The 26,206-nt window shown below is 66.9% G+C and carries 28 protein-coding genes and 1 pseudogene; 10 read left to right on the top strand and 19 right to left on the bottom strand.

Features of this window, described 5'->3' with window-relative positions; translation table 11 throughout:
- Positions 1 to 25: 25 nt before the first annotated feature.
- Genes ACFQU0_RS14505 through ACFQU0_RS14495 form a run of 3 tightly spaced genes read right to left on the bottom strand, consistent with a single transcriptional unit; the run spans position 26 to position 1,625 of the window.
- Complete coding sequence (locus ACFQU0_RS14505; RefSeq protein WP_382201980.1) at positions 26 to 424, bottom strand: dihydroneopterin aldolase; 399 nt, start codon at positions 422 to 424, stop codon at positions 26 to 28.
- A complete protein-coding gene (locus tag ACFQU0_RS14500; RefSeq protein ID WP_382201979.1) occupies positions 421 to 843 on the bottom strand; it encodes a dihydroneopterin aldolase in 423 nt (140 codons plus the stop codon). The genes ACFQU0_RS14505 and ACFQU0_RS14500 overlap by 4 nt, the downstream gene beginning before the upstream one ends.
- Entirely contained in the window at positions 840 to 1,625 is a 786-nt protein-coding gene (locus tag ACFQU0_RS14495) for an SDR family oxidoreductase (RefSeq protein ID WP_382201977.1), read from the bottom strand. The genes ACFQU0_RS14500 and ACFQU0_RS14495 overlap by 4 nt, the downstream gene beginning before the upstream one ends.
- Positions 1,626 to 1,717: 92 nt before the next feature.
- Between ACFQU0_RS14495 and ACFQU0_RS14490 the strand changes: the two genes are divergently transcribed.
- The 3 genes from ACFQU0_RS14490 (at position 1,718) to trxC (ending at position 3,531) form a co-directional block, all read left to right on the top strand.
- Positions 1,718 to 2,830: a class I SAM-dependent methyltransferase gene (locus ACFQU0_RS14490; RefSeq protein WP_382201975.1), complete on the top strand. Its 1,113-nt coding sequence runs from the start codon at positions 1,718 to 1,720 to the stop codon at positions 2,828 to 2,830.
- Positions 2,830 to 3,024: a DUF2905 domain-containing protein gene (locus tag ACFQU0_RS14485; protein ID WP_382201973.1), complete on the top strand. Its 195-nt coding sequence runs from the start codon at positions 2,830 to 2,832 to the stop codon at positions 3,022 to 3,024. The genes ACFQU0_RS14490 and ACFQU0_RS14485 overlap by 1 nt, the downstream gene beginning before the upstream one ends.
- 66 nt (positions 3,025 to 3,090) lie before the next feature.
- Positions 3,091 to 3,531: a thioredoxin TrxC gene (gene trxC, locus ACFQU0_RS14480; protein WP_382201971.1), complete on the top strand. Its 441-nt coding sequence runs from the start codon at positions 3,091 to 3,093 to the stop codon at positions 3,529 to 3,531.
- A 14-nt stretch (positions 3,532 to 3,545) separates the two neighbouring features.
- On the opposite strand, the gene ACFQU0_RS14475 is transcribed toward trxC, so the two are convergent.
- From ACFQU0_RS14475 to ACFQU0_RS14460, 4 genes are all read right to left on the bottom strand, one after another.
- Positions 3,546 to 4,433, bottom strand: coding sequence for an EamA family transporter (locus ACFQU0_RS14475; protein WP_382201969.1), 888 nt, complete (start codon positions 4,431 to 4,433; stop codon positions 3,546 to 3,548).
- Between the two features lie 13 nt (positions 4,434 to 4,446).
- On the bottom strand, positions 4,447 to 5,718 hold the full coding sequence (locus ACFQU0_RS14470) for a multifunctional CCA addition/repair protein (RefSeq protein ID WP_382201967.1): 1,272 nt from the start codon (positions 5,716 to 5,718) through the stop codon (positions 4,447 to 4,449).
- 21 nt (positions 5,719 to 5,739) lie between these two features.
- On the bottom strand, positions 5,740 to 6,423 hold the full coding sequence (locus ACFQU0_RS14465) for a glutathione S-transferase family protein (RefSeq protein WP_382201965.1): 684 nt from the start codon (positions 6,421 to 6,423) through the stop codon (positions 5,740 to 5,742).
- Positions 6,424 to 6,499: 76 nt separating this feature from the next.
- Positions 6,500 to 6,838: a metal-sensitive transcriptional regulator gene (locus ACFQU0_RS14460; RefSeq protein WP_382201964.1), complete on the bottom strand. Its 339-nt coding sequence runs from the start codon at positions 6,836 to 6,838 to the stop codon at positions 6,500 to 6,502.
- A gap of 231 nt (positions 6,839 to 7,069) precedes the next feature.
- On the opposite strand from ACFQU0_RS14460, the gene ACFQU0_RS14455 reads away from it, so the two are divergent.
- A complete protein-coding gene (locus tag ACFQU0_RS14455; RefSeq protein WP_382201962.1) occupies positions 7,070 to 7,645 on the top strand; it encodes a DUF302 domain-containing protein in 576 nt (191 codons plus the stop codon).
- A gap of 53 nt (positions 7,646 to 7,698) precedes the next feature.
- On the top strand, positions 7,699 to 8,928 hold the full coding sequence (locus tag ACFQU0_RS14450) for an OmpP1/FadL family transporter (RefSeq protein WP_382201960.1): 1,230 nt from the start codon (positions 7,699 to 7,701) through the stop codon (positions 8,926 to 8,928).
- A 70-nt stretch (positions 8,929 to 8,998) separates the two neighbouring features.
- On the opposite strand, the gene ACFQU0_RS14445 is transcribed toward ACFQU0_RS14450, so the two are convergent.
- The 6 genes and pseudogenes from ACFQU0_RS14445 to gcl all read right to left on the bottom strand — a co-directional run bounded on the left by ACFQU0_RS14445 (position 8,999) and on the right by gcl (position 16,923).
- Positions 8,999 to 9,949 (bottom strand): complex I NDUFA9 subunit family protein, encoded by a 951-nt coding sequence (locus ACFQU0_RS14445; protein ID WP_382201958.1) that lies wholly within the window; start codon positions 9,947 to 9,949, stop codon positions 8,999 to 9,001.
- Positions 9,946 to 11,946, bottom strand: a complete 2,001-nt coding sequence (locus ACFQU0_RS14440; RefSeq protein WP_382201956.1) for a lytic transglycosylase domain-containing protein — start codon at positions 11,944 to 11,946, stop codon at positions 9,946 to 9,948. The genes ACFQU0_RS14445 and ACFQU0_RS14440 overlap by 4 nt, the downstream gene beginning before the upstream one ends.
- A gap of 10 nt (positions 11,947 to 11,956) precedes the next feature.
- Positions 11,957 to 13,326: pseudogene (locus tag ACFQU0_RS14435) on the bottom strand (glycerate kinase type-2 family protein).
- Positions 13,327 to 14,226, bottom strand: coding sequence for a 2-hydroxy-3-oxopropionate reductase (locus tag ACFQU0_RS14430; RefSeq protein WP_382201955.1), 900 nt, complete (start codon positions 14,224 to 14,226; stop codon positions 13,327 to 13,329).
- A 95-nt stretch (positions 14,227 to 14,321) separates the two neighbouring features.
- Positions 14,322 to 15,116, bottom strand: coding sequence for a hydroxypyruvate isomerase (gene hyi / locus ACFQU0_RS14425; RefSeq protein ID WP_382201953.1), 795 nt, complete (start codon positions 15,114 to 15,116; stop codon positions 14,322 to 14,324).
- 13 nt (positions 15,117 to 15,129) lie between these two features.
- The gene (gene gcl, locus ACFQU0_RS14420; protein ID WP_382201951.1) at positions 15,130 to 16,923 is read right to left on the bottom strand and encodes a glyoxylate carboligase; all 1,794 of its coding nucleotides are present in this window, start codon (positions 16,921 to 16,923) and stop codon (positions 15,130 to 15,132) included.
- 138 nt (positions 16,924 to 17,061) lie between these two features.
- On the opposite strand from gcl, the gene ACFQU0_RS14415 reads away from it, so the two are divergent.
- Both ACFQU0_RS14415 and ACFQU0_RS14410 read left to right on the top strand, forming a co-directional pair.
- Entirely contained in the window at positions 17,062 to 17,982 is a 921-nt protein-coding gene (locus ACFQU0_RS14415) for a LysR family transcriptional regulator (RefSeq protein ID WP_382201949.1), read from the top strand.
- 40 nt (positions 17,983 to 18,022) lie between these two features.
- Positions 18,023 to 18,655, top strand: coding sequence for a 5-formyltetrahydrofolate cyclo-ligase (locus tag ACFQU0_RS14410; protein WP_382201947.1), 633 nt, complete (start codon positions 18,023 to 18,025; stop codon positions 18,653 to 18,655).
- Between the two features lie 120 nt (positions 18,656 to 18,775).
- Here ACFQU0_RS14410 and ACFQU0_RS14405 read toward each other — a convergent pair whose 3' ends face one another.
- The gene (locus ACFQU0_RS14405) at positions 18,776 to 19,783 is read right to left on the bottom strand and encodes a LysR substrate-binding domain-containing protein (protein ID WP_382201946.1); all 1,008 of its coding nucleotides are present in this window, start codon (positions 19,781 to 19,783) and stop codon (positions 18,776 to 18,778) included.
- Positions 19,784 to 19,906: 123 nt separating this feature from the next.
- On the opposite strand from ACFQU0_RS14405, the gene ACFQU0_RS14400 reads away from it, so the two are divergent.
- Entirely contained in the window at positions 19,907 to 20,398 is a 492-nt protein-coding gene (locus ACFQU0_RS14400) for a DUF2917 domain-containing protein (RefSeq protein ID WP_382201944.1), read from the top strand.
- Between the two features lie 147 nt (positions 20,399 to 20,545).
- Positions 20,546 to 21,526 (top strand): MBL fold metallo-hydrolase, encoded by a 981-nt coding sequence (locus ACFQU0_RS14395; RefSeq protein WP_382201942.1) that lies wholly within the window; start codon positions 20,546 to 20,548, stop codon positions 21,524 to 21,526.
- An 80-nt stretch (positions 21,527 to 21,606) separates the two neighbouring features.
- Here ACFQU0_RS14395 and ACFQU0_RS14390 read toward each other — a convergent pair whose 3' ends face one another.
- The 5 genes from ACFQU0_RS14390 to ACFQU0_RS14370 all read right to left on the bottom strand — a co-directional run bounded on the left by ACFQU0_RS14390 (position 21,607) and on the right by ACFQU0_RS14370 (position 25,222).
- On the bottom strand, positions 21,607 to 22,359 hold the full coding sequence (locus ACFQU0_RS14390; RefSeq protein WP_382201940.1) for a YoaK family protein: 753 nt from the start codon (positions 22,357 to 22,359) through the stop codon (positions 21,607 to 21,609).
- Between the two features lie 20 nt (positions 22,360 to 22,379).
- Positions 22,380 to 23,378 carry a serine/threonine protein kinase gene (locus ACFQU0_RS14385; RefSeq protein ID WP_382201938.1) on the bottom strand — a complete coding sequence of 333 codons (999 nt, stop codon included), beginning with the start codon at positions 23,376 to 23,378 and terminating at the stop codon, positions 22,380 to 22,382.
- A 31-nt stretch (positions 23,379 to 23,409) separates the two neighbouring features.
- Positions 23,410 to 23,838, bottom strand: a complete 429-nt coding sequence (locus ACFQU0_RS14380; RefSeq protein ID WP_382201936.1) for an organic hydroperoxide resistance protein — start codon at positions 23,836 to 23,838, stop codon at positions 23,410 to 23,412.
- Positions 23,839 to 23,884: 46 nt separating this feature from the next.
- Complete coding sequence (locus tag ACFQU0_RS14375; RefSeq protein ID WP_382201934.1) at positions 23,885 to 24,343, bottom strand: MarR family winged helix-turn-helix transcriptional regulator; 459 nt, start codon at positions 24,341 to 24,343, stop codon at positions 23,885 to 23,887.
- 75 nt (positions 24,344 to 24,418) lie between these two features.
- Positions 24,419 to 25,222, bottom strand: coding sequence for a crotonase/enoyl-CoA hydratase family protein (locus ACFQU0_RS14370; RefSeq protein ID WP_382201933.1), 804 nt, complete (start codon positions 25,220 to 25,222; stop codon positions 24,419 to 24,421).
- 95 nt (positions 25,223 to 25,317) lie between these two features.
- Between ACFQU0_RS14370 and ACFQU0_RS14365 the strand changes: the two genes are divergently transcribed.
- A complete protein-coding gene (locus tag ACFQU0_RS14365) occupies positions 25,318 to 26,166 on the top strand; it encodes a class I SAM-dependent methyltransferase (RefSeq protein WP_382201931.1) in 849 nt (282 codons plus the stop codon).
- Positions 26,167 to 26,206 lie beyond the last annotated feature (40 nt).

The following is a 26,206-nucleotide window of genomic DNA, read 5'->3' as shown; positions in this document are numbered from 1 at the left end:
TGTGCCCGTTATTTGGGCAGTCGGCTCACCACTGCCCACTTTCCATGCGGATCGCCACCTCGCAGTCGTCGAAGATTTCCAGCTTGGCGATGCGCACGCGCACGCCCAGTACGCCGGGCAGGCCCATCAGGCGTTGGGTCAGTTTGCCGATCAGGCTTTCCAGCAGGTTGACGTGTTCGGCCGTGCACTCGTCGATGATGATCTGGCGCACCTTGCGGTAGTCGAGCACATGACCGATGTCGTCGTCGTGGGGCAGCAAGGGCTGTGGGCCCTGGTTGAGTTCGGCGTCCACCTGGATGGGCTGGGGGCTGGTTTTTTCAAAGTCCAGGATGCCCAGGTTGGCATCGAAGCGCAGGCCAGTCAGCGTGAGGATCTGCTGGCCGGTGCGGGTGGGGGTATGGGCGTTAGATGTAGACGTGTTCATGGTGCGGGCTCCGGCTCGGGCTTGATGCGCACGATCTCCACCCCCACAGCCTGGGTGTCGGGGTAGACGTCGGGTTTGCAGGTGGACAGGCGCAACGCGCGCACGCCCGGGTGGGCCAGCAGGCGCTCGGCCAAGTCGTCGCATAGAGTTTCCTGCAATTCCACGTGGCCCTGAGCGATGCGCTCGGCCACCACTGCGCGCACGTAGTCGTAGTCCACCACCTCATGCAGGCGGTCTTGTGTGGGCGTGGAGTGCGCGTAGGGCACGTACAGCTCCACGTCGATCCACAGTCGCTGCTGCACACCTTTTTCAAAGTCGTGGGCGCCGATGTGCGCCATCACTTCCAGCCGGCGCAAAAAGAGCTTGCGGCAGCTCAGCGCCAGATCGTCCAGACGGGCGGGATTCGGGGGCGGGGTCATCGCGGGGCCTTCATCAGTTCATCGACCACAAACATCACGTCGCGCTCCAGCGGCACCAGGTGTTGGCCGTTGTCCACGCTCACGGTGCTGCCGGTGATGGCCGGTGTTTGTGCCAGGAACAGGCAGGTGCGGGCCACGTCGGTCGGGTCAATCGGGCGGCGCAGCAGGTTGACGCGGCTGGCGCGCTCGAAATTCTCCGGGGCTTGTGGGCCGCTCAGGAACATCAGGCCGGGCGCCACACCACACACGCGCACGTGTGGCGCCAGCGCCTGGGCCTGCAAGGCCACGGCGCGTTCCAGCGCGAGCTTGCTGATCGAATACGAAAAGTAGTCGGGGTTGAGGTTGAAGACCTTTTGGTCGAGCACGTGGATCACGCAGGCGTCTTCCGGCGCCGGCTGGGCGGCCATCTGCCGGGCCAGGTCGCGGGCCAGGGTCAGGGGCGCGATCAGGTTCACCTCCAGCTGCGAGCGCGCCAGCGCCGGCTCGAAATCCAGGCCGGTGTCGGGCTCGAACAGCGAGGCGTTGTTGACCACGCAGTGCAACGGTCCGGCGCTTTCCGCGATGTCCTTCACCAGGCGGCCGCGTTCGGCTTCAACGCTCAGGTCGGCGGCGATGGCGTGTACCTGCAGGCCTTGGGCGTTGAGCCGGTCGCGCAACGCATGGGCCGCGTCGGCCGAACGGGCGTGGTGGCACCACACCTCCCAGCCGGCCTGGGCAAACTGGGTGCAGATCAGGGCGCCCAGCCGGTGGGCGCCGCCCGTCACGAGGACACGTTGGGTCATCTTTGCTTGTGCTTGGCTGGTGTTGAGAACGCGCGCAGCGGCGCCAGGGCGTGATTGTCGCGTGTCCTGTTTGGCCCCTGATAATCCAGGGCATGCCAACGACCCCCACCTTGTCCGATCCGCTGCAGGCGGCCCTGCAACGCGCCTTGGCCGAGGCCAGCGGCTGGCTGCCGTTCGACCGCTTCATGGCCCTGGCCTTGTACGCGCCCGAAGGCGGCTACTACGCCGGCGGCCTGCCCAAGTTCGGCGCCATGCCGGCCTCGGGCAGCGATTTCGTGACCGCGCCAGAGCTGTCGCCCTTGTTCGGCCGCGCGCTGGCGGTGCAGGTGGCGCAGGCACTGTTGGCCACCGACACGCTGGATGTGTGGGAGTTCGGCGCGGGCACCGGCGCACTGGCGCGCCAGGTGCTGGATGCGCTGACGGCCGACGAGCGTTTCGAGTCGGTGCGCTACCACATCGTCGAGTTGTCGGGCAGTTTGCGCGAGCGCCAGCGTGAGACGCTGCAGGCCCATGCCGGGCGCGTGACCTGGGCCGACACGTGGCCCACGCGTTTGGACGGCGTGGTGTTGGGCAATGAGGTGCTGGACGCCATGCCGGTGCAACTGCTGCACCGCGTGGGTGGCGTGTGGTTCGAGCGCGGTGTGGTGGCCGAAGGCGACACCTGGGCCTGGTCCGACCGCCCCACCACCCTGCGCCCGCCGGTGGAACCCGAGGGCCCGCACGACTACCTCACCGAAATCCACCCGCAGGCAGAAGCTTTCGTCAAGAGCCTGGCCGGGCGCCTGGCGCGCGGCACGGCCTTTTTCATCGACTACGGTTTCCCTGAGCGTGAGTACTACCACCCCCAGCGCCACATGGGCACGCTGATGTGCCACCAGGGACACCGCGCCGACGGCAACCCGCTGGTGGACGTGGGGGCCAAGGACATCACCGCCCACGTCAACTTCACCGGCATCGCACTGGCTGCGCAGAACGCCGGCCAACAGGTGCTGGGCTATGCCACCCAGGCACGCTTCCTCATCAATTGTGGCCTGGTGGACCTGGCTTCGGCCGCGTCCGTGGCAGAACGTGCCCAGGCCATGAAGCTGCTGCACGAACACGAGATGGGCGAGCTGTTCAAGGTGCTCGCCTTTGCCCCCGAGGCCAGCGCCGGGGGTTGGGAGCCCTTGGGTTTTGCCCACGGCGACCGCACCCACACGCTCTGATGATCCGCTGGCTCATCGTCATCTTCCTGGCCTTGTTGCTGGTCAACGGGTTGTCTCGCTGGCTGGAGCGTTTTGGCCTGGGGCGCCTGCCGGGCGATTTCCGCTTCAAGCTGTTCGGGCGCGAGATATTTTTGCCCATCGCCAGCACCGTGTTGCTGAGCATGGTGGCGGCCCTGATCGCCAAGTTCGTCTGACCCCGTCTTGAAAGCTGGGGTGCTGCCCCCAAGTGCTCGCCAGTTACCCCCTAGGAGTACCTTTTCATGAGCGCCCCCGACACCCAGCACATCGTGTGCCCCCACTGCCACACCACCAACCGTGTGAGCGCGGCGCAGCGCGCGCAAGCGCCTGATTGCGGCAAATGCCACCAACCGCTGTTCACCGGCCAGCCAGTGGCCTTGGATGAAGCGGGTTTTGCCAAACACGTCTCGCGCAGCGAGGTGCCCGTGTTGGTGGACTTCTGGGCGCCCTGGTGTGGCCCGTGCCGCATGATGGCGCCGCAGTTCGAGGCCGCCGCGCGCGAGCTTGAACCTCACTTCCGCCTCGTCAAGGTCAACACCGAAGAGGCGCAGCAACTGGCCGCGCAACTGCAGATCCGCAGCATCCCCACCCTGGCCGTGTTCAAAGGCGGGCGCGAGGTGGCGCGCCAGCCGGGCGCCATGGGTGCGGCGGACATCGTGCGCTGGGCGCGCAGCCAGGCTTGAAGCTCGGTTAACCGTCAGGCGGGCTGCCGGCGGCGCAGCAGCCGGTCGCCAAACAGGTTGAGCAGCAGCCCGCCCATCAACAGCGCGCCGCCCGCAAAGTGCACCGCGTGCAGCGCTTCGCCAAACACCACCCAACCCGTGCTCAGGCCCACCAGCGGCACCAGCAGCGAAAAGGGCGCCACGCGGTTGGCAGGGTGGCGCGAGAGCAACCAGGTCCAGACGCCGTAACCGAACAAGGTGGCGGCCCAGGCCAGGTAGAGCACCGATGCCACCGAGGTGGCGCTCAGATGGGTCAAGGCCGTGCTTATGGCGGTGGGCCCCTCCAGCCACCACGACAGCGCCAGGAATGGACCAATGGGCACGAGCGAAGACCACACCACAAAAGCCAGTTGGTTGATGGGACCGTGTTGGGCCACCGCGCGCGAGACGATGTTGCCACCCGCCCAAGCGGCCGCCGCACCCACCGTCAGCGCAAAACCCAGCAGCGGCATGGCCTGGCCGTGGCTGCTGCCGATCAGTGCCAGGCCCACCCCGGCCAGTGCCAGGCCGGCCAACTGGTTGGCTTTCCAGTGTTCACCGAGAAACAGCGCCGCAAACACCAGGGTGAAAAAGGCCTGCGCCTGCAGCACCAACGAGGCCAGGCCCGAGGGCATGCCCACGTGGATGGCGGTGAACAGCAGCGCGAACTGCCCCACCGAAATCAGCAGACCGTAGGCCAGGTACAGGTGCAGCGGCACACGCGGTGCACGGAAAAAAAAGATGGCAGGGAAGACGGCGCACACAAAACGCAGGGCAGCCAGCAGCATGGGCGGCACGCCGACCACGCCCAGTTTGATGACGGCGAAATTGAGGCCCCAGGCGACGATGGTCAACAGGGCGAGCGAGAGGTCTTTGATGGGCATGTGGGCGCGCTGTTCAGATGGCTTGTGCGATGGCGTGCTCGCGTGCCTGTGCGATCACACCTGCGATCTGCGGACCCTTGAGGCCGCGCGCGGCCGCGCTGGCCGCCAGCGGGGCGGTGTCCACCTCCAGGGCCGCATTCAGTGCGCCTTGCAAGCGGGGGGCTTGGGGGTAGGGTGCGTGGTCCAGGCCCAGTCTGCCCCGCGCATCGCATTCGCAGGCCAGCAACACCTCGGTAAACCGTTCGGGGCGGCGCAACGCGTCGCAGCGCTCCAGCAGGCGCAGCACGGCGGCGGCGTTGAGGTCGCCACTGCGGTGGATGTTGCCGTGTTCGCGCGCCACCACCTCGGCCAGTTCCTTGCACTCGCGCGGCACGCGCCAGCGCTCGCACACGGCACGCAGCAATGCCACGCTGCGTTGTTCGTGGCCGATGTGGCGGGGCAGCACATCGGCCGGGGTGGTGCCTTTGCCCAGGTCGTGGCACAGGCAGGCGAAACGCACCGCGAGGGGCGCTTGCAGGTGTGCACACATGTCCATCACCAGGGCCATGTGGGCGCCGGTGTCCACCTCGGGGTGGTGGTCGGCGCGCTGGGGCACACCCCACAGGCGGTCCAGCTCGGGCAGCAGCACCCGCAGGGCGCCACAGTCGCGCAACACATCCAGCATGCGGCTGGGCCGCTGCTCCATCAGGCCACGCGATAGCTCCTGCCAAACCCGTTCGGCCACCAGGTGGTCCACCTCGCCATCGGCCACCATGTGGCGCATCAGCGACTGCGTTTCGGGCGCCACCGTGAAGCTGGGGAAACGGGCCGCAAAACGCGCCAGGCGCAGGATGCGCACGGGGTCTTCCGCAAAGGCCTCGGTCACATGGCGCAGCACACGGGTTTGCAGGTCGGCGCGGCCGCCATAGGGGTCGATGATCTGGTCGGTGTCGAAGCCGCCGGTGTCGTCGAGTGCGGTGGCCGGCACCGCCATGGCATTGATGGTGAGGTCGCGCCGCGACAGGTCTTGCCCCAGCGTCACGGTTTCGTCGGCCTGGAAAGCGAAGCCGTGGTAGCCACGTGCGGTTTTGCGTTCGGTGCGCGCCAGGGCGTGTTCCTCGCGCGTGTGTGGGTGCAAGAAGACCGGGAAGTCGCGGCCCACAGGCAGGTAACCCTGATCGGCCAGAGCGGCGGGCGAGGCGCCCACCACCACCCAGTCGCGGTCGCTGTGCGACACGTGGGGGTGGGTGCCAGAGGCGGTCAGCAAGGCGTCGCGCACGGCGCCGCCCACGAGGTAGATGTCCATCCCCCGAGTGTAGGGAGGCTGTCAGCGCTTCAAGCGGTAGGGCTCCTCAAAGTCGAGAAAGTCCTGTTCTGCCAACGCATCTTGCACCCATGCCGCCACCCCGGGCAGGGCAGCCACGCGGTCCACATAGGCGCGCACCGTGCTGGAAACCGGCAGACCGTAGCTGCGCAGCCGCATGCACACAGGTGCGAAGTAGGCGTCGGCGATGGAGAAGTCGCCGAACAGCATCGGGCCACCATGGGCTTGCAGCAGGCCGCCCCACATCGTTTCGAGTCGGGCCACATCGGCGCGAACGCCAGGTTTGTCGCGCCAGGCCAGGGCACCCACCTCGGGCAACGAAGCTTCGATGTTCATGGGGCAGGCACCGCGCAGCGCGGTGAAGCCGGCGTGCATCTCGGCGCAGACGCTGCGCGCGCGCGCGCGCGCCTGGGGGTCGGCAGGCCAGAGTGCCTTGTCGGGGAAGCGCTCGGCCAGGTACTCGGAAATCGCCAGCGTGTCCCAGACGGCCAGATCGCCGTCCACCAGCACGGGCACTTTGCCCACGGGGTTGACGTCTTTGAGCGCGCGTTTGAAGTCGGAGTCGGCGTCGAATGAGTCGAATTGCACCATCACTTCTTCGAAAGCGATGCCTGCCTGGCGCATCAGCACCCAGGGGCGCATGGACCAGGACGAATAGTTTTTGTTGCCGATGTAGAGCTTGAGCATGGAGGCCTCCGTGAATGAGGCGCCATGTTAGCCGCCGTCTGCGGGCGGATTGATGCCAAACGGTGCGGTGATTGATTCAGGCGTAGCGCTCCAGGATGGCGGTGGCGCGCTCCACTTCGCCTTCCACCGACGAATCGCCGGGCGGCGCTGTGACCGCTTCCATCATGGTGCAGGCCATCATGCGGAAAAAAGTCTTGTCCATGGCCTTGCGTGCCGCTGCCATCTGCTGGGCGACGTCTTCGCAGGGCCGGCCGCTCTCGATCATGAGTATCAGACCGCGTACCTGCCCTTCAATGCGCTTGAGCCGGTCCACCACGTCGCGTTGGTGTGTGTGGCGGTAGTCGGACGAGGCACCTGCGGGCGCTGCCGTGGGCAAGGCGGCGGCGGGGGCGGGTGAGGCGGGTTTGCGTGGCATGGTCGGTTCCTGCAGCGGGCGTCAGTGGAGCGTCAGCCGGGCAGTGTGCCAAAAATTCCGAGCCTCCCAGCAAAAAGCCGCGTCAGTCACAGCGATTTTCTCGTATTTACCCTACCCCCTAGGGTAGTCACCAATGACGATATAAGCATGGACCGTTAACTTGTGTGCCGGGCGATGTCATGAATTGACCTTTGCAATGGGCAAAGGCGAACCAACAGCGAAAGGCAAGCGATGCGGACGATCAAACGGTGGATGGGGGTGATGCTGGTGGGGGTGGCGGTGCTGGGCCTGGGGGGCTGTGGCACGGTCAACACCATCAGCAAGCTGGAGGACGGCGCCGGCGGCGAAGCCATGCGCATGTGGGACCGGTGGGTGGAGGGTGGCGGCGACATCGCGATTGCCACCACCTGGGAGCGCAAGGTCAAAGACGGCGTGAGCGCCAAGGACGTGGAGGAAATCCTCAAGCTGGTGGCGGTGGAGCGCAACATGCGCGACGTCGGCGTGCTGCCTTTGTCCAAAGAGCTGGAGGCGCGTTCGGGCAAGAGGGAAAAGCTGCTGACGGTGTACTCCTACTGCAGCCCTGCCACCGCGCGCAAGATGGTGGATTTCAGTCCCCATATGGCGGCGTACCTGCCTTGCCGCGTGAGCGTGGTGGAGAAGGACGATGGTCTGTGGCTCTACACGCTGAACATGGACATGATGGTCAAAATGGGCCGCAAGCTGCCCTCGCCGCTGAAGGAGGAAGCGCAGGCGGTGCGTGACACGATTTTTGAAATGATGGAACGCGCCTCCAAGGGCGAGTTCTGAGCGCGCCACCACAGACACGGCGCACCAATAAACCACAACGAGGAGACAAACCCATGAACGTCAGATTGTTTGCCTGGCGCGGCTTGGCCGTGGCCGCCTGCCTGGCGGCCCTGCCCGCCGCCCACGCCACGAACGGCTACTTCCCCCATGGCTTCGGCCTCAAGGCCAAAGGCATGGGCGGGGCGTCCCAGGCCCTCACCCACGACGCCTTTGCTGGGGTCAACAACCCGGCACAGGCCGCCTGGGTGGGCAACCGTTTTGAGGTGGGCGCCGAAATCTTCAACCCCAAACGCAGTGCGACGCTGGCAACACCCATGGGTTCGATGACCGTGGAGAGCGACAAGAACGTTTTTCTGATCCCCGAGATGGGCTACAACGTCGGCCTGTCCAACCGCTTGGGTGTGGGCATCACGGTGTACGGCAACGGCGGCATGAACACAGTGTACCCAGCCGTGTTCCCGGGCGACACCAACTTCTTTTGCAGCAGCGCGACGGTGTGTGGCCAGGGCAAACTGGGGGTGGATCTGATGCAGCTGATCGTGGCGCCCACCGTGGCCTACAAGCTCACCGATCGGCATTCGGTGGGTGTCTCGCCACTGCTCGTTTACCAGAGCTTCAAGGCCTATGGGCTGCAAGCGTTTGGTCTGCCCAACCAGGGGCGCGACAGCAGCACCGGCATGGGCGTGCGGTTGGGCTACCTGGGCCAGTTGAGCGACAGCGTCAGCGTGGGGGCGTCTTTCTCGCCCAAGATCAACATGTCGCGCTTCAAAAAATACGGTGGCCTGTTTGCTGAAAACGGCGACTTCGACATCCCTGAAAACTTCTCCTTTGGTGTGGCGTTCAAGCTCACGCCAGCGGTGCAGTTGGCTTTGGACTATCAGCGCATCAACTACAGCGGTGTGCGCGCCATCGGCAACGCCAGCATGGCCAACTTTGCCAACGGATTTGGTGCCGCCAATGGTCCGGGTTTTGGCTGGCAGGACGTGAAGGTGGCCAAGATCGGCGTGCAGTGGCAGGTCAACCCGGCGTGGACACTGCGCGCGGGCTACAACATCGGCAGCAACCCGGTCCGTTCTGAAGACGTCTACCTCAACATCCTTGCGCCCGGCGTGGTGCGCAGCCACCTCACCGTGGGTGCCACCTACGCTTGGTCGGCCAAGGAGGAGCTGACCGTGGCCGCCTGGCACGCCCGCCGCCACAACGTGGAAGGCACCATGCCTGCCCCCACCCGCATTGGCATGAGTCAGAACGGTTTTGGTGTGCAGTACAGCCGCAAGTTCTGACGCTGCCTGTTCGCGTTTTTCCTCGCGTTGAAAGCGTTGCGGCGCGCCTTAAAAGGTGCGCCGCTTTTTTTTACAGCGGGCGTTGGCCGTGGGCGCGGTGTGCATCCAGCGCGCTGCGTGGGCCGCGTGTGCCCAGGTAGGCGGGCGCCACCGCTTGAACGGACGCGGCCTGTATGCCCAGTGAAGCCAGGCCGGGCAGGGCGCCGCTGGCCACGTTGTCCACCCGCATCGAATCCACATTGTCGCGGCTCATCATGGGTTCACCGGGCGCCAGCTCCATGAGGGCCGCCTGCAGGCGCCCGAGTGCCAGGGGTAGCGGCAGGACGGGGCGCTCACGGCTGCCGAAGCGGCCCGCCAGGCGCACCAGCTCCGCCAGCGTGAGCACGTCGGGGCCAGCGCATTCGATGGTCTGGCCCACGGTGTGGGGTTGCTGCAGACAAGCCACCACAGCACGCGCCACGTCCTCCACCCACACCGGCTGAAAGCGCGTGTGCGCACCCGCCAAGGGCATGAGCGGAAACACCGACTGCAGGCGAGCGAACAGGTTCAGAAAGCGGTCCTGAGCGCCAAAGATCACACTCGGCCGCAGCACCGTGAGGTCCAGGCCGGCGGCTTGCAGAACACGTTCTCCGGCGGCCTTGCTGCGCTGGTACATCGACGGACCTTGTGCGTCTGCGCCCAGCGCGCTGATGTGGACCAGGCGGCGCACGTCCGATACCACACAAGCCTGCGCCATTTGGCGCGGCAAGGCCACGTGCACGCGTTCAAAGGCCGCCTCGTTGCCATGCAGGATGGCCACCAGATTGACCACGGCATCGTGGCCGGGCAACAGGCGGGCAAGCACCGCAGCGTCGTGCACGTTGGCGGGCAACACGTCCAGCCCCGGCAGGTGTTGAACCGCCCGCGCGTTGGCAACACGCCGGGTGGGCACGGTCACGCGCCAGCCGGCGCGAACGAGCTGTTCACACACCGAGCGGCCGACGAACCCGGAGCCGCCCAGCACCAGCACACGCCGCGTCATGGCAGATCCCGGTTGACGGTTTGTGCCGTGGCCGCGCGTGGCCCCACCCAGCCCAGGCGCGCCTTGAGCGATTGCCCCTGGCCGGTCAGCAGTGCGGCGTAGCTGGTGGTGTTGGCGAGCACTTTCTTCACGTAGTCGCGGGTTTCGTCGAAGGGAATGGACTCGGCCCAGGCCGCCGCCTCCAGCAGGGGGCCGTTGCGCCAGTTGCGCGGCCGGCCCGGGCCGGCGTTGTAGGCGGCGGCGGCCATGGGCATCGAGCCTTCAAAGTCGTCCAGCGCGAACTTGAGGTAGGCGGTGCCGATGGCAATGTTGGTCTCTTTGTCGTTGATGTGGTGGGGCTGGAAGCCGTCGAGGCCGATCTTGCGGGCCGTCCACCGGGCGGTGGCGGGCATCACCTGCATCAGCCCCGAGGCACCGACGTGCGAACGCGCGTCCATCACAAAACGGCTTTCCTGGCGGATCAGGCCGTACACATAGGCTGGGTCCAGCCCGATGTCGGCGCTGCGGCGCAGCACCGCTTCGCGAAAGGGTGTGGGGTAGCGTTGGCTGAAATCGGCCACGGTGCGGGTGCGCTCGCTGGTGTTGATGCAGCGGTCCCAGATGGCGCGGTCGCAGGCCAACTGGGCTGCGGCCAGCAGCTCGCGTTCAGGCATGCCACCGGGGGTGTGCAGGTTGGTGCTGTAGTTCCACTCGCGCACACCTTCGCTGCGCAAGCCGATGCGCATGGCGTGCAGGGCGCGTTGCAGGCCGGGGTGGCCGAGGGCAGCGGCCCGTTCTTCGGCCGTGAGGGGCGCGGGCGGTGGCGGCGCAGTGATCTTCTGCCCCAGTTCCTCAAGCGCCAGCTGTTCGTAGAACCCGCTGTGGCTGGCGATGCGTTCGTACAGCGCGCGGGCCTGCGCGCTGGCCTGTGGGTTGTTGCCAGGTGCCTGTGTCGCGCGGGCCAGCCAGTACGTCCACGCGGGTTCGTCGCGTTGTTCGGCGCGCATGCCCTCGATGGTCTGGCGCACCAGGCCCCAGTGGCCGGCGCGCAGGGCAGCGCGCACCTTCCAGGCACGTTGCTCGTCGCTGAGGTGCTCGTCGCGGGCCTGGGCGAAGTGGTCCAGCGCCTCGTCGGACAGTTTTTGAGCGCTGCGCTTGCCGATCACGCCCCACACCCAGCTGCGCTCTTCGGCCGTGAGCTGGGCGCGCCAGCGGGTTTTGCCCAGTTCAGCGATGGCATCCTCCATGTCGGTGGCGGCCAGGCGCACCAGGGCCAGCGTGACCAGCTCTTTGGTGCGCGGGCGGATGGCGGTCAACTTGTCGTCGAGGTAGCGCGCCGGGTTGGTGTAGATCTCGTTGGCGGTGGCCACCCACTCGGGGTTGAGTTGGCCCACGGCCTGGGCCACCACCCGCTGGCGGCCCCGCTCCATGCCCTGGCGGGCGCGGTGCCAGGTGGCCAGCGCGGGCAACTTGCCAGCGCCAGTCAGTTCGCGGGCCGCGCGGCTGCAGCCTTCGTCGGCCTCTTTTTGTGCCATCCAGCGGTCGCGCACGGCCTCGGCCACGTCGGCACCGGTGTTTTGGTGCTGCACCAGCAGGCCATAACACTGCACTTCGCGGTCGTCGTTCATGCGAAAGCGTGGCAGCTCGGTGGCAAAGGTGGCCCAGTCGCCCCGGCGGCCCAGCAGCAGCAGCCAGTCGTTGCGCAGCCGGTCTTCGTAGTAACTGCCAGCATACCGCTCGGTGAAGGCGCGCACGTCGTCGGCGCTGGCCCATTCCAGGCGCAGTTTCATGTCCCAGTAGGCGGCCAGCGGCTGCAGCGGGTGGTCGTCAAGCTGTGGCAGTTTCTGGCCCAGCGTGCGCGTGTCGCCTTTGCGGAAGGCCTCGCGCAGCTCAAGCAACAGTTTGTCGCCGGGCAGGGCGGTGTCGTTTTGTGCCCTTGCGGCGGGCAGGGCGCTCAGGAGCAGACCGGCGAAGATGCCGGCCATCCAGGTGGTGTGTCGGGAGGGCTTTCGGCTCATGCCCCCATTATCAAGCGCGGTCGATCAGGATGGCGCGAAAGTCATTGACGTTGGTCAGGGTTGGGCCGGTCACCACGCTGTCACCCAGGGCCTCAAAAAAGCCGTGGCCGTTGTTGTCCATCAGGTGGTCCAGAGGGCGCAGGCCTTGTGCCCAGGCACGTTGCAGCGAATCGGGTGTCCAGACGGCGCCGGCGATCTCCTCCAGGCCATCGACGCCATCGGTGTCGGCGCACAAGGCGTGGATGCCCGGCGCCTCGCCCAGGCTCAAGCCCAGGGACAGCAGACATTCCACGTTGCGCCCGCCGCGCCCCTGGCCCCGCACCGTGACCGTGGTTTCGCCGCCGGACAGCAGCACACACGGCGTGGCGATCGGGCCGCCATGGCGAGCCCGTTGCAGCGCCAGCGCGGCCAGCACCTTGCCCACTTCGCGGGCCTCGCCCTCGATGCCATCGCCCAGCACCCAGGGCGTCACGCCGGCTTCGCGGGCCACCTGAGCGGCGGCTTGCAGCGCCATCTGGGGAGTGGCGATCAGGCGGGTCTCGCAGCGGGCCAGGCGCGGGTCGCCAGGCTTGACCGACTCGCCCGCGCCACTGGCCAACACGTGCTGCACTTCGGCGGGCAGGTCGAGGGCGTAGCGCCGGGTGATGGCGAGCGCGTCCGCGCAGGTGCTGGGGTCGGCCACGGTGGGGCCAGAGGCGATGTCCACCGGGTGGTCGCCCGGCACGTCCGAAATCAGCAGCGTGAGCACGCGCGCGGGGTGGCAGGACGCCGCCAGCCGCCCGCCTTGATGGCCGACAGGTGGCGGCGCACGCAGTTCATCTCGCCGATGTTGGCGCCCGAACGCAGCAGCGCCTGGTGCACGGCTTGCTTGTGCGCCAGCGTGAGGCCAGGCAAGGGCAGCGGCAGCAGCGACGAGCCACCGCCGGAAATCAGGCACAGCACGAGGTCGTTTGGGGTGAGGCCCTGCACCATGTGCAGCATGCGCTGCGCGGCGGCATGGCCGGCTTCGTCGGGCACGGGGTGGGCCGCTTCCACGATTTCGATGTGTTCACAAGCCACCGCATGGCCGTAGCGGGTCACCACCAGCCCTTGCAGTGGCACCCCCCGCCCGGCCCAGTGCCGCTCCACCGCACGCGCCATCGCGGCCGACGCCTTGCCGGCACCGATCACGATGACGCGGCCCCGGCCCGGTGCTGGTGGCTCGGGCAGGTGCGGCGGCACACACAGCTCGGGCTGTGCCGACACCACGGCCGCGTCGAACAGGCTTTTCAGCAACTCGCGCGGATGGGTGTTTTTTTCAGGGAACGCCGTCGGGCCGGCTTTGCCGGACGAGTGGCGTTGCCCCACGTGGGGGGTGACGCGAAGCGGCGCGGGGGGCATTCAAGGCTCTCCAATCTCAAACGAGGAGAGCCGTTCCAGCGCACGCACCATGCCGGAATGGTCCCAGGCCGCACCGCCTTGCGCCACGCAGGCGCTGAACAGTTGTTGGGCCTGTGCCGTGCCGGGCAAGGCCAGGTTCAGGCTCTTGGCGGCGCCCAGGGCCAGGTTCAGGTCTTTTTGGTGCAGGGCGATGCGGAAGCCCGGCTCCACCGTGCGGCGGATCATGCGGTCGCCCAGCACATCCAGGATGCGCGAGGTGGCCAGGCCACCCAGCAGGGCTTCACGCACCTTGGCGGCGTCGGCCCCCGCGCGAGCAGCAAACAGCAGGCCTTCCGACGCCGCCTGTATGGTCAGCGCCACCACAATCTGGTTGGCCACCTTGCAGGTCTGTCCATCGCCTGTGCCGCCGACCAGGGTGATGTTTTTGCCCATGGCTTCAAACGCGGGCTTGACGCGCTCGAACACCTCGGGCTTGCCACCCACCATGATGGACAGCGTGGCGTTGCGCGCGCCCACGTCGCCCCCCGACACCGGGGCGTCGAGGTAGTCGCAGCCCAGAGCTTCGATGCGCTGCGCGAACTGTTTGGTCTCCACCGGCGAGATGGACGACATGTCCACCACCACCTTGCCCGGTGTGAGGCCGCTGGCCACGCCGTTGTCGCCAAACAGCGCATCGGCCACGTCGGGTGTGTCCGGCACCATGGTGATGACGATGTCGGCACGTTCGGCCACGCCGCGCGCGTTCAGGCATTGCGTGGCGCTGCTGTTGGCGATGTCCTCCGGCAGCTTGCCGCGGGTGTAGACGAAGAGCTGGTGGCCGGCCCGGATGAGGTGGCCCGCCATGGGGCCGCCCATGATGCCCAGGCCGATGAAACCGATCTTGAGAGGTTGTGTGGTCATGGTCTTGTCTGAAAGTGCTTGAGTTGTTGGAGGGTCGAGGTGCATGAGCCGGGGATGCCGCCGATCTGGCTCTGCCAGTCGGCTGGCATCGCCGCCTAGGGGGTGACGCCGGAGGCGGCGCGGGGGGGGATCCAATGCAGCCCCGCTTCGGTGGTGGTGGCCGGCTTGTATTCGCAGCCCACCCAGCCGCTGTAGCCGATGCGGTCGAGGTGCGCAAACAGGAAGGGGTAGTGGATTTCGCCCGTGCCCGGCTCGTTGCGGCCCGGGTTGTCGGCCAGCTGCACGTGGCCAATGCGAGCAATGTGTTTTTGCAGCGTGGCCGCCAGCTCGCCTTCCATGCGTTGTGCGTGGTAGATGTCGTACTGCACGAAGGCGTTGTCGGCGCCCACTTCGTCCAGGATGGCCAGGGCCTGGGCCGTGCGGTTGACGTAAAAGCCCGGGATGTCGAAGGTGTTGATGGGTTCCACCAGCAGCCGCAGGCCGGCCACTTTCAACGCGGTGGCGGCAAAACGCAGGTTGGCCACCAGGGTCTCGCGCAGCGCGGCGTCGGGCACGCCGGCCGGTGTTTTGCCGGCCAGGCAGTTCAGCTGGCCCACACCCAGGGCCTGGGCGTAGGTGATGGCGCGCGCCACGCCGGCGCGGAATTCGTCCACGCGGTCCGGGTGGCAGGCGATGCCACGCTCGCCGGCCTCCCAGTCGCCGGCCGGCAGGTTGTGCAGCACCAGCTTGAGGTTGTTGGCATCGAGCCGGCGGCGGATCTCCTGCGCCTCGAAGGCGTAGGGGAAGAGGAACTCCACGGCTTCAAAGCCGGCGCGGGCGGCGGCCTCGAAGCGGTCGAGGAAAGGTTGCTCGGTGAAGAGCATGCTGAGGTTGGCGGCAAATTGGGGCATGTTCAGTTCCTGGTCAATCAAGGAGGGCAACGGCGGTGGGCACATCGGCTTTGCCGCCGGCCACTTCCTCGAACTCGGTCACGTTGTCGATTTCGGTGCCCATGGCGATGTTGGTCACGCGCTCCAGGATGACCTCGATGACCACCGGCACCTGGAACTCGGCCATCCAGGCTTCGGCCTGGCGGATGGCGGGCGCCACCTCATCGGGGCGGTGCACACGGATGGCCTTGCAACCCAGGCCTTCGACCACCTTCACGTGGTCCACGCCGTAGCCTTGGGCGGTCACGTCGTCGGCCGGGCTGTTGATGTTGTCGAAGCCCAGTTGCACGCAGTAATCCATGCTGAAGCCGCGTTGCGATTGGCGGATCAGGCCCAGGTAGCTGTTGTTGACCACCATGTGGATGTAGGGCAGCTTGAACTGCGCGCCCACGGCCAGCTCTTCGATCATGAACTGGAAGTCATAGTCGCCCGAGAGCGCGACGATGCGCCGCGACGGGTCGGCCGCGCGCACGCCCAGTGCGGCCGGCACCGTCCAGCCCAGCGGGCCGGCCTGGCCGCAGTTGATCCAATGGCGCGGGTGGTAAACGTGCAGAAACTGCGCACCGGCGATCTGGCTCAGGCCGATGGTGGAGACGTAGGTGGTGTCCTGACCAAACGCGTTGTTCATGCACTGGTAGACGCGTTGTGGCTTCATGGGCACCTGCTCGAAGTTGGTCTTGCGCAGGTAGTCCACCGAGCCCTTGCGGCCTTGGCATTCGGCGGCCCAGTCCTGGCGGTTGCGCAGGCGGCCGGCAGCGCGCAGCTCCAGTGCCGCGTCCACGAACAGCTGCAGCGCGGCTTTGGCGTCCGACACGATGCCCAGATCGGGTGCGAACACGCGGCCAATCTGTGTCGGTTCAATGTCCACGTGCACGAACTTGCGCCCTTTGCAGTAGACGTCGGTGCTGCCGGTGTGGCGGTTGGCCCAGCGGTTGCCGATGCCGAGCACAAAGTCGCTGGCCAGCATGTTGGCGTTGCCGTAGCGGTGGCTGGTCTGCAGGCCACACATGCCGGCCATGAGCGGGTGGTTGTCGGGGATGCTGCCCCAGCCCATCAGCGTGGGGATGACGGGGATGCCCGTGATCTCGGCGAACTGCACCAGCAAGTCGCTGGCATTGGCGTTGATGATGCCGCCGCCGGCCACGATCAGCGGGCGCTCGGCTTCGTTCAACATGGCCAGGGCCTTGTCGATCTGCTTGCGCGAAGCCGCCGGCTTGTACGCGGGCAGCGGCTCGTAGGTGTCGATGTCGAACTCGATCTCGGCCTGCATCACGTCGAAGGGCAGGTCGATGAGCACCGGGCCGGGGCGGCCCGAGCGCATGAGGTGGAAGGCCTGCTGGAACACCTGCGGCACCTGGGCTGGCTCCAGCACGGTGGTGGCCCATTTGGTGACCGGCTTGGCGATGCTGGCGATGTCCACCGCCTGAAAGTCCTCCTTGTGCAGGCGCGCGCGCGGCGCCTGGCCGGTGATGCAGAGGATGGGGATGGAGTCGGCCTGGGCCGAGTACAGGCCGGTGATCATGTCGGTGCCGGCGGGCCCCGAGGTGCCAATGCACACGCCGATGTTGCCGGCCACTGCGCGGGTGTAGCCCTCGGCCATGTGCGAGGCGCCCTCCACGTGGCGGGCCAGGATGTGGCCGATGGTGCCGCGTTCGCGCAGCTGGGCGTACAGCGGGTTGATGGCCGCACCGGGCACACCAAAGGCTTGGGTGATGCCTTCCTTTTCCATCACCAGCACGGCGGCGAGCGCGGCTTTGATCTTGGGCATGAAACGTCTCCTGAGGGGTTGTGGGTTGAGGCGAATCGTCGCCACAAGCGGCCCGGTTCGGAAGGCGTGCGCCGCGCATTTGGTTTATTCCGTGGTGGAATACCAGGCGCGCACTGTCAGCGTTTAACCTGTGTCTCCATGGAAAACATCCAGGCCATGCGTTTGTTCGTTCGGGTGGTGGACCTCGGCTCCTTCAGCAAGGCCGCGGCCGAGTTGGGCATGGGCCAGCCCGCCGCCACCAAGCAAGTGCGCCGCATGGAGACCCAACTGGGCGCGCGCCTCTTGCACCGTTCCACGCGGGGTGTGACCCCCACCGAAATTGGGCTGCTCTACTGCGAAAAGTGCAAGCTCATCCTGCACCACGTGGACGAGGCCGCCTCGGTGGCCGCCTTGCTGCAAACCCAGGTGCAAGGGGCTTTGCGCATCAGCACCTCGGTGGCTTTTGGCCGGCGTGTGATGGCGCCGCTGGTGATGCAGTTCATGCGCCTGAACCCCGGCTTGCAGGTGGACCTGAGTTGCGACGACCGTTATGTGGACCTGGTGGAACAGGGCGTGGACGTGGCCATCCGCATGGGTCGCCTGGCCGACTCCACCCTGGGCTCGCGGCACCTTGGCCTCAACCCGTGGGTGGTGGTGGCGTCACACGACTACCTGCGCCAGCACGGCACGCCGCGCACCCCCAAAGACCTGGCCTCGCACGACGCGCTGATCTACAGCACGGTGCAAGGCGACGCGCGCTGGCATTTCAATGGCCCGCAGGGGCGGGCCGCCTCGGTGGCGGTGCGGGGGCGCCTGCGCTCCAACAACCTGTCCATGCTGTTGTCGGCGGCGCGGGCTGGCTTTGGGGTGGCCGCCTTGCCCCGCTATGTGGCGCAGGAATCGATTGACAGCGGCGCCCTGCACACCGTGCTGGATGCGTGGCACCTGCCGCAGCAGGAAATCCATGCCGTCTACCCCTCGCCCAAGCTGGTGCCGGCCAAGGTCAGCCAGTTCATCGAATGGTTGCAGGGCCAGTTCGGCCCCGATTGGTGGGCACGCCCGGCATCACCCCAAAAATGAACCACAATGGCAGAGGGTTTTTTCTCGGTGCTCGCTGCTCATGACTGCTCAACAAGGCCTTCCGGTTCCCGATCCCTCCGACAAGGCGGCCATCAAGGCCGCGTGGCGCAAATCCCTGGTCGACCAGCGCCAGCGCATGGACGACCGCATCTGGCGCGGTGAACAACTGCAGCGCGTGATGCGGGTGTGGCTGATTTCGCGGCCCGACACGGTGATCGGTGCCTATTGGCCCATCAAGGGCGAATTTGACCCGCTGCCGGCCCTGTTTCGCTGGCAGGAGGCCGGGCGCGAGGAAGACGCCAAAAGCGCGGCACACCACCGCCGCATCGGCCTGCCAGTGGTCAACAAGGTGGACAAGACGCTCACCTTTTACACCTGGTACCCCGGCTGCCCCATGGAGGAGGACGCCTACGGTATTCCCAAGCCCAAGGACACCGAGATCATCCAGCCCACCCTGCTGTTTGTGCCCTGCGTGGGCTATGGGCCGGGCGGTTACCGCCTGGGTTATGGCGGCGGTTTTTACGACCGCACGTTGGCCGCCCTGCAGCCCAAACCCTTCACAGTTGGCTTGGGGTTCACCGAGGGTTTTTTGTCCGATCTGGAGCCCGAGCCCCACGACGTGCCGCTGGACGCCATCCTGAACGACAACGGCGTGGTCTGGCCAATCACCTGAACCTCCCCGTCGCTTGCCCACTGCGTGTGGCCGCATCCCCCTCAAGGGGCGACACCAGCCGTCCGGCAGAGCCGGCCCGGCGGTGTCCCTGAGTGGGCTTTTGGCGCTCGCAGCGATCTCTCAATCTGCATCCACCAGTGTTTCCGGGTCGGGCACGTCGCCGATCGCGTGGCGGGTGATCTCGGCCTGGCGCCGGATCCAGTCGCAAAAGGCCTTCACCTCGGGCCGCTGGGCGCTGCGCGGCGCCACCATCAGCCAGTAGGCCAGCGGTGAGTCGAGTCGGGTCTGGGGCAGCGGCTCCACCAGGTCGCCGTTGGCGAGGTGTTCGGCCACCAGCGGCAGGCGGGCCAGGGCCACGCCCTGGCCGGTGAGCGCGGCCTGCACGATCTGGTTGGCGTAGTTGAAGTAGAGCCAGCGTTTGGGCGCGAACTTGGACGGTTTGCGCGTGCCTTTCGCCAGTGGCTGGCGGTGGTCCAGCCAGCGTTGCCACGTCAGCCATTCAAGGTGGCGGCTGCGGTGGGCATCGCCGGCTTCGATGAGCGTGAAGTGGGCCAGGTCTTCCACCTTGCCAATGCCGGCTTGTTTGAGCAGCCAGGGGCTGACCACCGGCGTGAGCTGCTCGCCAAACAGCCGCGTCGCATCGTTGGGGACGTTTTGGGGCACCGAATAGCGCAGCGCCAGGTCCACGTCGGCCGTGCCCAGGTCCACCGAGTTGTCGGTGGCGTCGATGCGGATGTCGATGTCCGGGTGTTCGCTCTGAAACGCCTCCAGACGCGGGATCAGCCACATGGAGGCGAACGAGGCCCAGGTGGTGATGGCCACGCTCTTGCGGCCCAGGCTTTGGCGGATGTGTCGCACAGCCGCATCGATCTGGTCGAGCGACTGGGTGGCGGCGCGCAGCAACTGGGCGCCGGCACTGGTGAGGTCCACCGCGCGGGTGTGGCGCAGGAACAGGGACGTGCCCACCTCGTCTTCCAGTGCCTGGATCTGCCGGCTGACCGCGCTTTGTGTGAGCGAGAGTTCTTCGGCGGCGGCGCGGAAATTGAGGTGGCGCGCCACCGCTTCGAAGGCGCGCAGGTGGCCAACGCCGATGGGGCGCGTGCGGGGGTGGCTGCTGGTGAGTTCCATGAAGGTGTGATTGATGCGCTGATCGAATCAATAGCCTAGCGCCATTTCATTGGACTGCCAAGAAGCTAAGCGAGATCATTCATTCCCGAATCGCAATGGAATTCGCCACTTAAGGAGCCCGGCATGTCACACCTTCAAACACCTTCGCACGGGGCCGTCAGCCCCGCATGCAGCGGCTTGTGGAGCCTGGCGGCCGGGCGCACGGTGCAAATGCGGCCCCGCGAGGCCAGCACCCTCAAGGTGGTGTGTGGCCGCGTCTGGGCCACCACCGATGCGCCGCTCGACCGCACCGCCCGCCGCCTGGGTGACCACGTGTTGGGCGCTGGTGAGTCGCTGGCGGTGCTGCCGGGCGAGCGCCTGGTGGTGGAAGCCTGGGGCGACACCCCGGTGCGTTTTGACTGGGTGGTGCATGCCGAAGCGCCGGTTCAGGCGCCCTCGCGCTGGCAGGCAGAGGTGGGCGTTCCGGGGCGCGAACTGGCACACGCACTGCAATGCACCACCGTGGCCCTGGGGCGTTTGGCCTGGGGGGTGCTGGGGTACGCGGCGTACCTGTCAAGTTACTTGGTGGCTGGGCGCGGGCGGGTGTTGTCGCGCTTTGAATCCAACCCGCCCTGACACAACAAGACCACCCCGTCGCTTGCCCGCTGCGCGTGGCCGCATCCCCCTCAAGGGGCGGCACCAGCCGTCCGGCGAAGCCGGCCCGGCGGTGCCCCCCGGTAAACTTCAGGTGGCGCTGAGGTGGCGCTGACCACAGGAGCCCCCATGAGCAAAGCCTTCGCCAGCCAGGCCGATCTGAGCGACAAGACCATCACGTTTGAGCAGCTCAGCCCCCACTGCTGGGCTTACACGGCGGAGGGTGACCCGAACTCTGGCGTCATCATCGGCGACCAATACATCATGGTGGCCGACACCACCGCCACGCCCGCCATGGCGCAGGACCTGATCGCGCGCATCCGCCAGGTCAGCGACAAGCCCATCAAGTACGTGCTGCTCACCCACTACCACGCGGTGCGTGTGCTCGGTGCCAGTGCCTACCTGGCCGAAGGCGCTACCGAGGTGATCGCCAGCCGGGGCACCCACGACCTCATCGTGGAGCGTGGCGCGCAGGACATGTTGAGCGAGATGGAGCGGTTTCCGCGCCTCTTCCGCGGCGCCGACAGCGTGCCCGGCCTGACCTGGCCCACGCTGGTGGTGGGCGATGGCACGCCAGGGCGCCAGGGTTCGCTGACGGTGGACCTGGGCGGTGTGCAGGTGGAGATCTGGCACCCCGGGCCGGGGCACACGCGCGGCGACACCATCGCCTGGGTGGCGGCTGAAAAAGTGCTGTTCAGCGGCGATTTGGTCGAATATGAGGCAGGTGTCTACACCGGCGATGCGCAGTTGGAAGAGTGGCCTGCCACGCTGGAGGCCTTGCGTGCCCTGCAGGCCGAGGCCATCGTGCCCGGGCGGGGCGAGGCCATGAAAGGGAATGCCAACGTGAACAAGGCGCTGGATTACACGCAGCGTTGGGTGACCACCTTGTTCCAGGCGGGCAAAGAGGCCGCCGCCGCCGGCATGGACCTCAAGGCTGCCATGGCCCACACCCGCAAAAGCATGGACCCGATGTTCGGCCATGTGTTCATCTACGAACACTGCCTGCCGTTTGACGTGAGCCGCGCCTTTGATGAGGCCCAGGGTATCAAACACCCGCGCATCTGGACGGCCGAGCGCGACCAGGCCATGTGGGCCGCCCTGCAGGGTTGACGCCGTTCAGAAGCGCGAAGCCGTCACCAAGTGGTTGGCGTTGGACAGCTTCTGCGCCACCTCGTACCCCAGCACGACCATCAGTTGGGTGACAGGCGCTCGCGCACATCGTGCAACAGCGGCGGCAGCGCCACCACCGCCAGCACGGCGGCCAGCGGCAGCACCGCGCCGTAGCCCACGGTCTTGAAGGCCCAGGCACCCACCAGGCCACCAGCAAAAAACAGACCCAGGATCAGCGACAGGATGCGCAGCCGGTCGCGGTTGGCCCGCACCGGCTCGCCGCCAGGCGTGTGGCTGCGGTTCCAGTAGAGCAGCCGGCCCAGCTCGATGCCCAGGTCGGTGATCACGCCGGTCATGTGGGTGGTGCGGATCTCGGCCTGCGAAATTTTGGTGACGATGGCGTTTTGCAGGCCCATGATGAAACACAGCAGCAGCACCGTGGTCGGCATGAACACCTCGATCAGCTCGTTGAGGTTCGCCCCCAGCAGGCCAAACAGCAGCAGCAGCGCGGCCTCCAGCAGCAGCGACAGCGCGTACTCGCCCTGCATCTGGCGCCGCCGTGCCCAGTTGATCAGGATGGCGGTGACCGCAGCCCCTGCGATGAAGGCCAGCAGCGACCCAACACCGGCCAGCACCAACAAGCCCTGACCCAGCACCAGGTCGTCGGCGATGGACGACACCACCCCGGTCATGTGCGAGGTGTAGCGCTGCACCGCCAGAAAACCGCCGGCATTGATGGCGCCCGCCATGAAGGCCAGCAAGCCACCCAGCTGCCGGTTGCGTTGGCGGGTGCGTTCGCGGGCGGCGAGTTGTTGAAGGGTCAGCAGGGGCATGGGGGTTGGGTCGCGCTGCGTCAGGCCACCAAGGGCGTCGCCGCCATCGCGTCCACCTGCTGGGCCAGCCACAGCGCCTGCTCGTTCCAGTAGGCGGGGGTGCCGAACCAGGGGAAGTTGATGGGGAAGATGGGGTCGTCCCAGCGGCGGGCCAGCCAGGCGCTGTAGTGGATCAGGCGCAGGGTGCGCAGCGGCTCGATGAGGGCTAGTTCGCGCCGGTCGAATTCGCGGAATTCCTCGTAGCCGTCCACCAGTGCGCCCAACTGGCGGGTCTGCTGGGCGCGGTCGCCGCCCAGCAGCATCCACAGGTCCTGCACGGCCGGCCCCATGCGGGCGTCGTCCAGGTCCACGAAGTGGGGGCCGCCGCCAGGCAGTTCGCTCGGGGTCCAGAGGATGTTGCCCGGGTGGCAGTCGCCGTGCAGGCGCAGGGTCGCCATATGGCCGACCCGATCGAAGGCTGCCGACACCGCGTCCAGCGCGCGGTCCAGCGTGTCGCGCCACAGGCGTTCGCTCTCCACCGGAATGATGTGGTGGCGCAGCAGCCAATCGCGTGGCTCAAAGCCGAACTGGGCGATGTCAAGCGCCGGGCGGTGCACAAAGGCGTGTTGCGCGCCCACGGTGTGCAGCCGGCCGAGAAAGCGGCCGATCCATTCCAGCACGTCCAGGTCGTCCAGCTCGGGTCGGCGTCCGCCCCGGCGGGGCGAGACCGAGAACAAGAATTCACCGTGCCGGTGCAGCGTTTGGCCGCCGATGGAGAGGGGCGCCACCGCCGGCACCTCGGCGGCCGCCAGCTCCTGTGCCAACTGGTGTTCTTCGAGAATCTGGGCCTCGCTCCAGCGCCCCGGGCGGTAGAACTTCAGCACCACCACCGTGCCGTCTTCCAGGTGGGCCTGGTAGACGCGGTTCTCGAAGGAGTTGAGGGCGGTCAGGCGGCCATCGCCGTGCTGGCCAATCGCGCTGAGCGCGTCCAGCACGGCATCGGGAGTGAGGGCGTCAAAGGGGTGGCCGGCTTGCGTCATGCGCCGATTGTCGCGCCACCCGTGGTCGGGCTCAGGCCAATGTGAGCGTGACCTCGATGTTGCCGCGCGTGGCGTTGGAGTAAGGGCAGACCTGGTGGGCCTTGTCCACCAGCGCCTGTGCGGTGGCGCGCTCGATGCCGGGCAGGTGGATGCTCATCTGCACCTCGATGCCAAAGCCCTGCGGGATCTGGCCGATGCCAACGGTGGCGTCGATCTTGGCGTCGGCCGGGATGGCGATTTTTTGGGTGCCTGCGACGAACTTCAGTGCACCCAGAAAGCAGGCGCTGTAGCCGGCGGCGAACAGCTGCTCGGGGTTGACGCCGCCACCCGCACCGCCCATTTCTTTGGGCACGGACAGCTTGACGTCAAGCAGGCCGTCGGACGACTTGGCGCTGCCGTCGCGCCCGCCGGTGGCGCTGGCGTGGGCTTGGTAAACAACTTTTTCGATCTTGTTGGCCATGGTGGTTTCCTTTGGTGTTGCCCTGTGGGCGGGGTTGAAAAACGGGTCAGCGGCTGTGGGCCAGCACGCGGTCACGCAGCGCGCGGACCTGGGCGCTCAAAGCCTGGATGTCAGACAGGCTGCATTCGGCGGCTTGCAACACACACTGGGGGATGGCGCGCGCCTGCTGCTTGAGCGCCTGCCCGGCGGGCGTGAGCCACACCCGCACGCGGCGCTCGTCCTCGGCGCTGCGCTCGCGCGTCAGCCAGCCGGCGGCCTCCATGCGCTTGAGCAGCGGGGTGAGGGTGCCGGAGTCGAGCTGCAGGCGCTCGCCCAGGTGCGACACCGTCACACCGTCGGACTCCCACAGGCACAACAGCGCCAGGTACTGCGGGTAGGTCAGCCCCAGCGGGGCGAGCAGCGGCTTGTAGAGCTTGGTCATGGCCAGCGAGGCCGAGTACAGCGCAAAACACAACTGGTGGTCCAGCAGCAAGGCGGCGTCGGAGGGGTTGGATTTGCGTGGCATGACTAAATTATTGTTCAAAATTAAATTGTGCACAATTTAATTGGGCAAACCCCTTCGTCAGGAAGGGTTACCGGGTCAACGCCCCACAAATTCGGGCGAACGTTTCTCGATGAAGGCGCGCACGCCTTCGGCCGCATCTTCGCTGCCGGCCAGGCGCTGCTGGGTGGCAATGAACTCAGCGGCGGCGGCGGGCACGCCGTCTTCAACAGCCTTGACGACGTTCAGACGCGTGGCCACCACGGCCAGCGGTGCCTGTGCGGCGATCTGGCGCGCGATGTCGATGGCGATGTCTTTCTCGTGGCCGGCAGGAACGATCTTTTGCACGAAGTTCAAGCGCAGCGCCTCGTGGGCATCGAATTCGTCGGCGGTGAGCAGGTGCAGCAAGGCGTTGCCCATGCCACAACGCTCGGCCATGCGCAGCGTGGCACCGCCGGTGGCCATGATGCCGCGCTTGACCTCCAGCTGCGAAAAGCGGCAATCGTCGGCAGCCACCACGATGTCGGCCGCGAGCATGAGTTCGATGCCCAGTGTGTAGGTGATGCCACACACGGCCGCCACCAGCGGCTTCTGGCGCCGGCGGGTGCCAGGTTTGCCGGTGTCGGTGGGGTCGATGTCGCCTTCTTGCACGGGGCTTTCGCCGCGCTGCATCAGCGGCGCAAAGGCGGGCAGATCGAGCCCTGCGGTGAAATGTCCACCCTCTGCGTACAAGACCCCGACGCGCAGCTCGGGATCGTCGTCCAGCCGCGTGTAGGCCTTGGCGAGTTGGCGGTACATGGTGGGCGTGTAGCCGTTGCGTTTGGCCGGGCGGTGTATGCCGATGAGCAACACGGGGCCGTCAACATCCAGCAGGATTTCGCCTTCGGGCGGAGGGAGGTGCATCTGCGTTCTCCGGTGAACACGGGGGGTGACGGGGTTGTGCCATGGGGGCCGGCGCCCGGCCATCACCTTGGGGACAGCATCGGTATCATCCCGCCATGTCCAAAAAGCCCGCAGCCGACCTCTCGGTGCAACTGCCCGACCTCTTGCCCGGCCAGTCCATCGAACTCCTGAAGGCCCTGCACATCCTCACCCGCGAGGGCAAACTCAACCAGGACACACGGCGCAAGCTCAAGCAGGTGCAGCACCTGGTGCAGTTCATCGCGCCCTTGATCGATGAGGTCATCGAGGCGCGCGGCGACGTGAGCCTGGCCGACCACGGCGCGGGCAAGTCCTACCTCGGCTTCATGTTGTACGACTGGGTGCTGCGCGCGCGCGGCAAAGGCACGGTTCATGGGGTGGAAACCCGCGCCGAGCTGGTACAGAAGTCGCGTGAACTGGCCGAGCGCCTGGGTTTTGAGCGCATGTCTTTTCTGGCCACGACGGTGGCAGAGGCCACCACCACCTCCGAACTGCCGGGCCAGATCGACATCGTGACCGCGCTGCACGCGTGCGACACGGCCACCGACGATGCCATCGCTTTTGGCCTGGCCAAGCAGGCGCGTTTCATGGTGCTGGTGCCCTGCTGCCAGGCCGAGGTGGCCGGCGTGTTGCGCAAACACAAGGCCTTGTCGCTGTCGCGCAACCCCCTGGCTGAAATCTGGCGCCACCCGCTGCACACGCGCGAGTTCGGCAGCCAGATCACCAACGTGCTGCGTTGCCTCCAGCTGGAGGCCCACGGCTACCAGGTGACGGTGACCGAGTTGGTGGGCTGGGAACATGCGATGAAAAACGAGCTGATCCTGGCCCGTAGAATGGGCGGCCCGAAACGCAGCGCGCGCGAGCGGCTGCAGCAAGTCCTGCAAGAGTTGAATCTGCAAGAACTTACAGACCGTTTCTCGGTCTGATCCCTTCGGGTCGCGTCTTCGGGCGCGGCCATTCCGGCCA

The organism is Hydrogenophaga defluvii, from assembly GCF_042665235.1.
Classification (GTDB): Bacteria; Pseudomonadota; Gammaproteobacteria; order Burkholderiales; family Burkholderiaceae_C; genus Hydrogenophaga; species Hydrogenophaga defluvii_A.
This window is presented reverse-complemented; position numbering and strand designations above follow the sequence as displayed.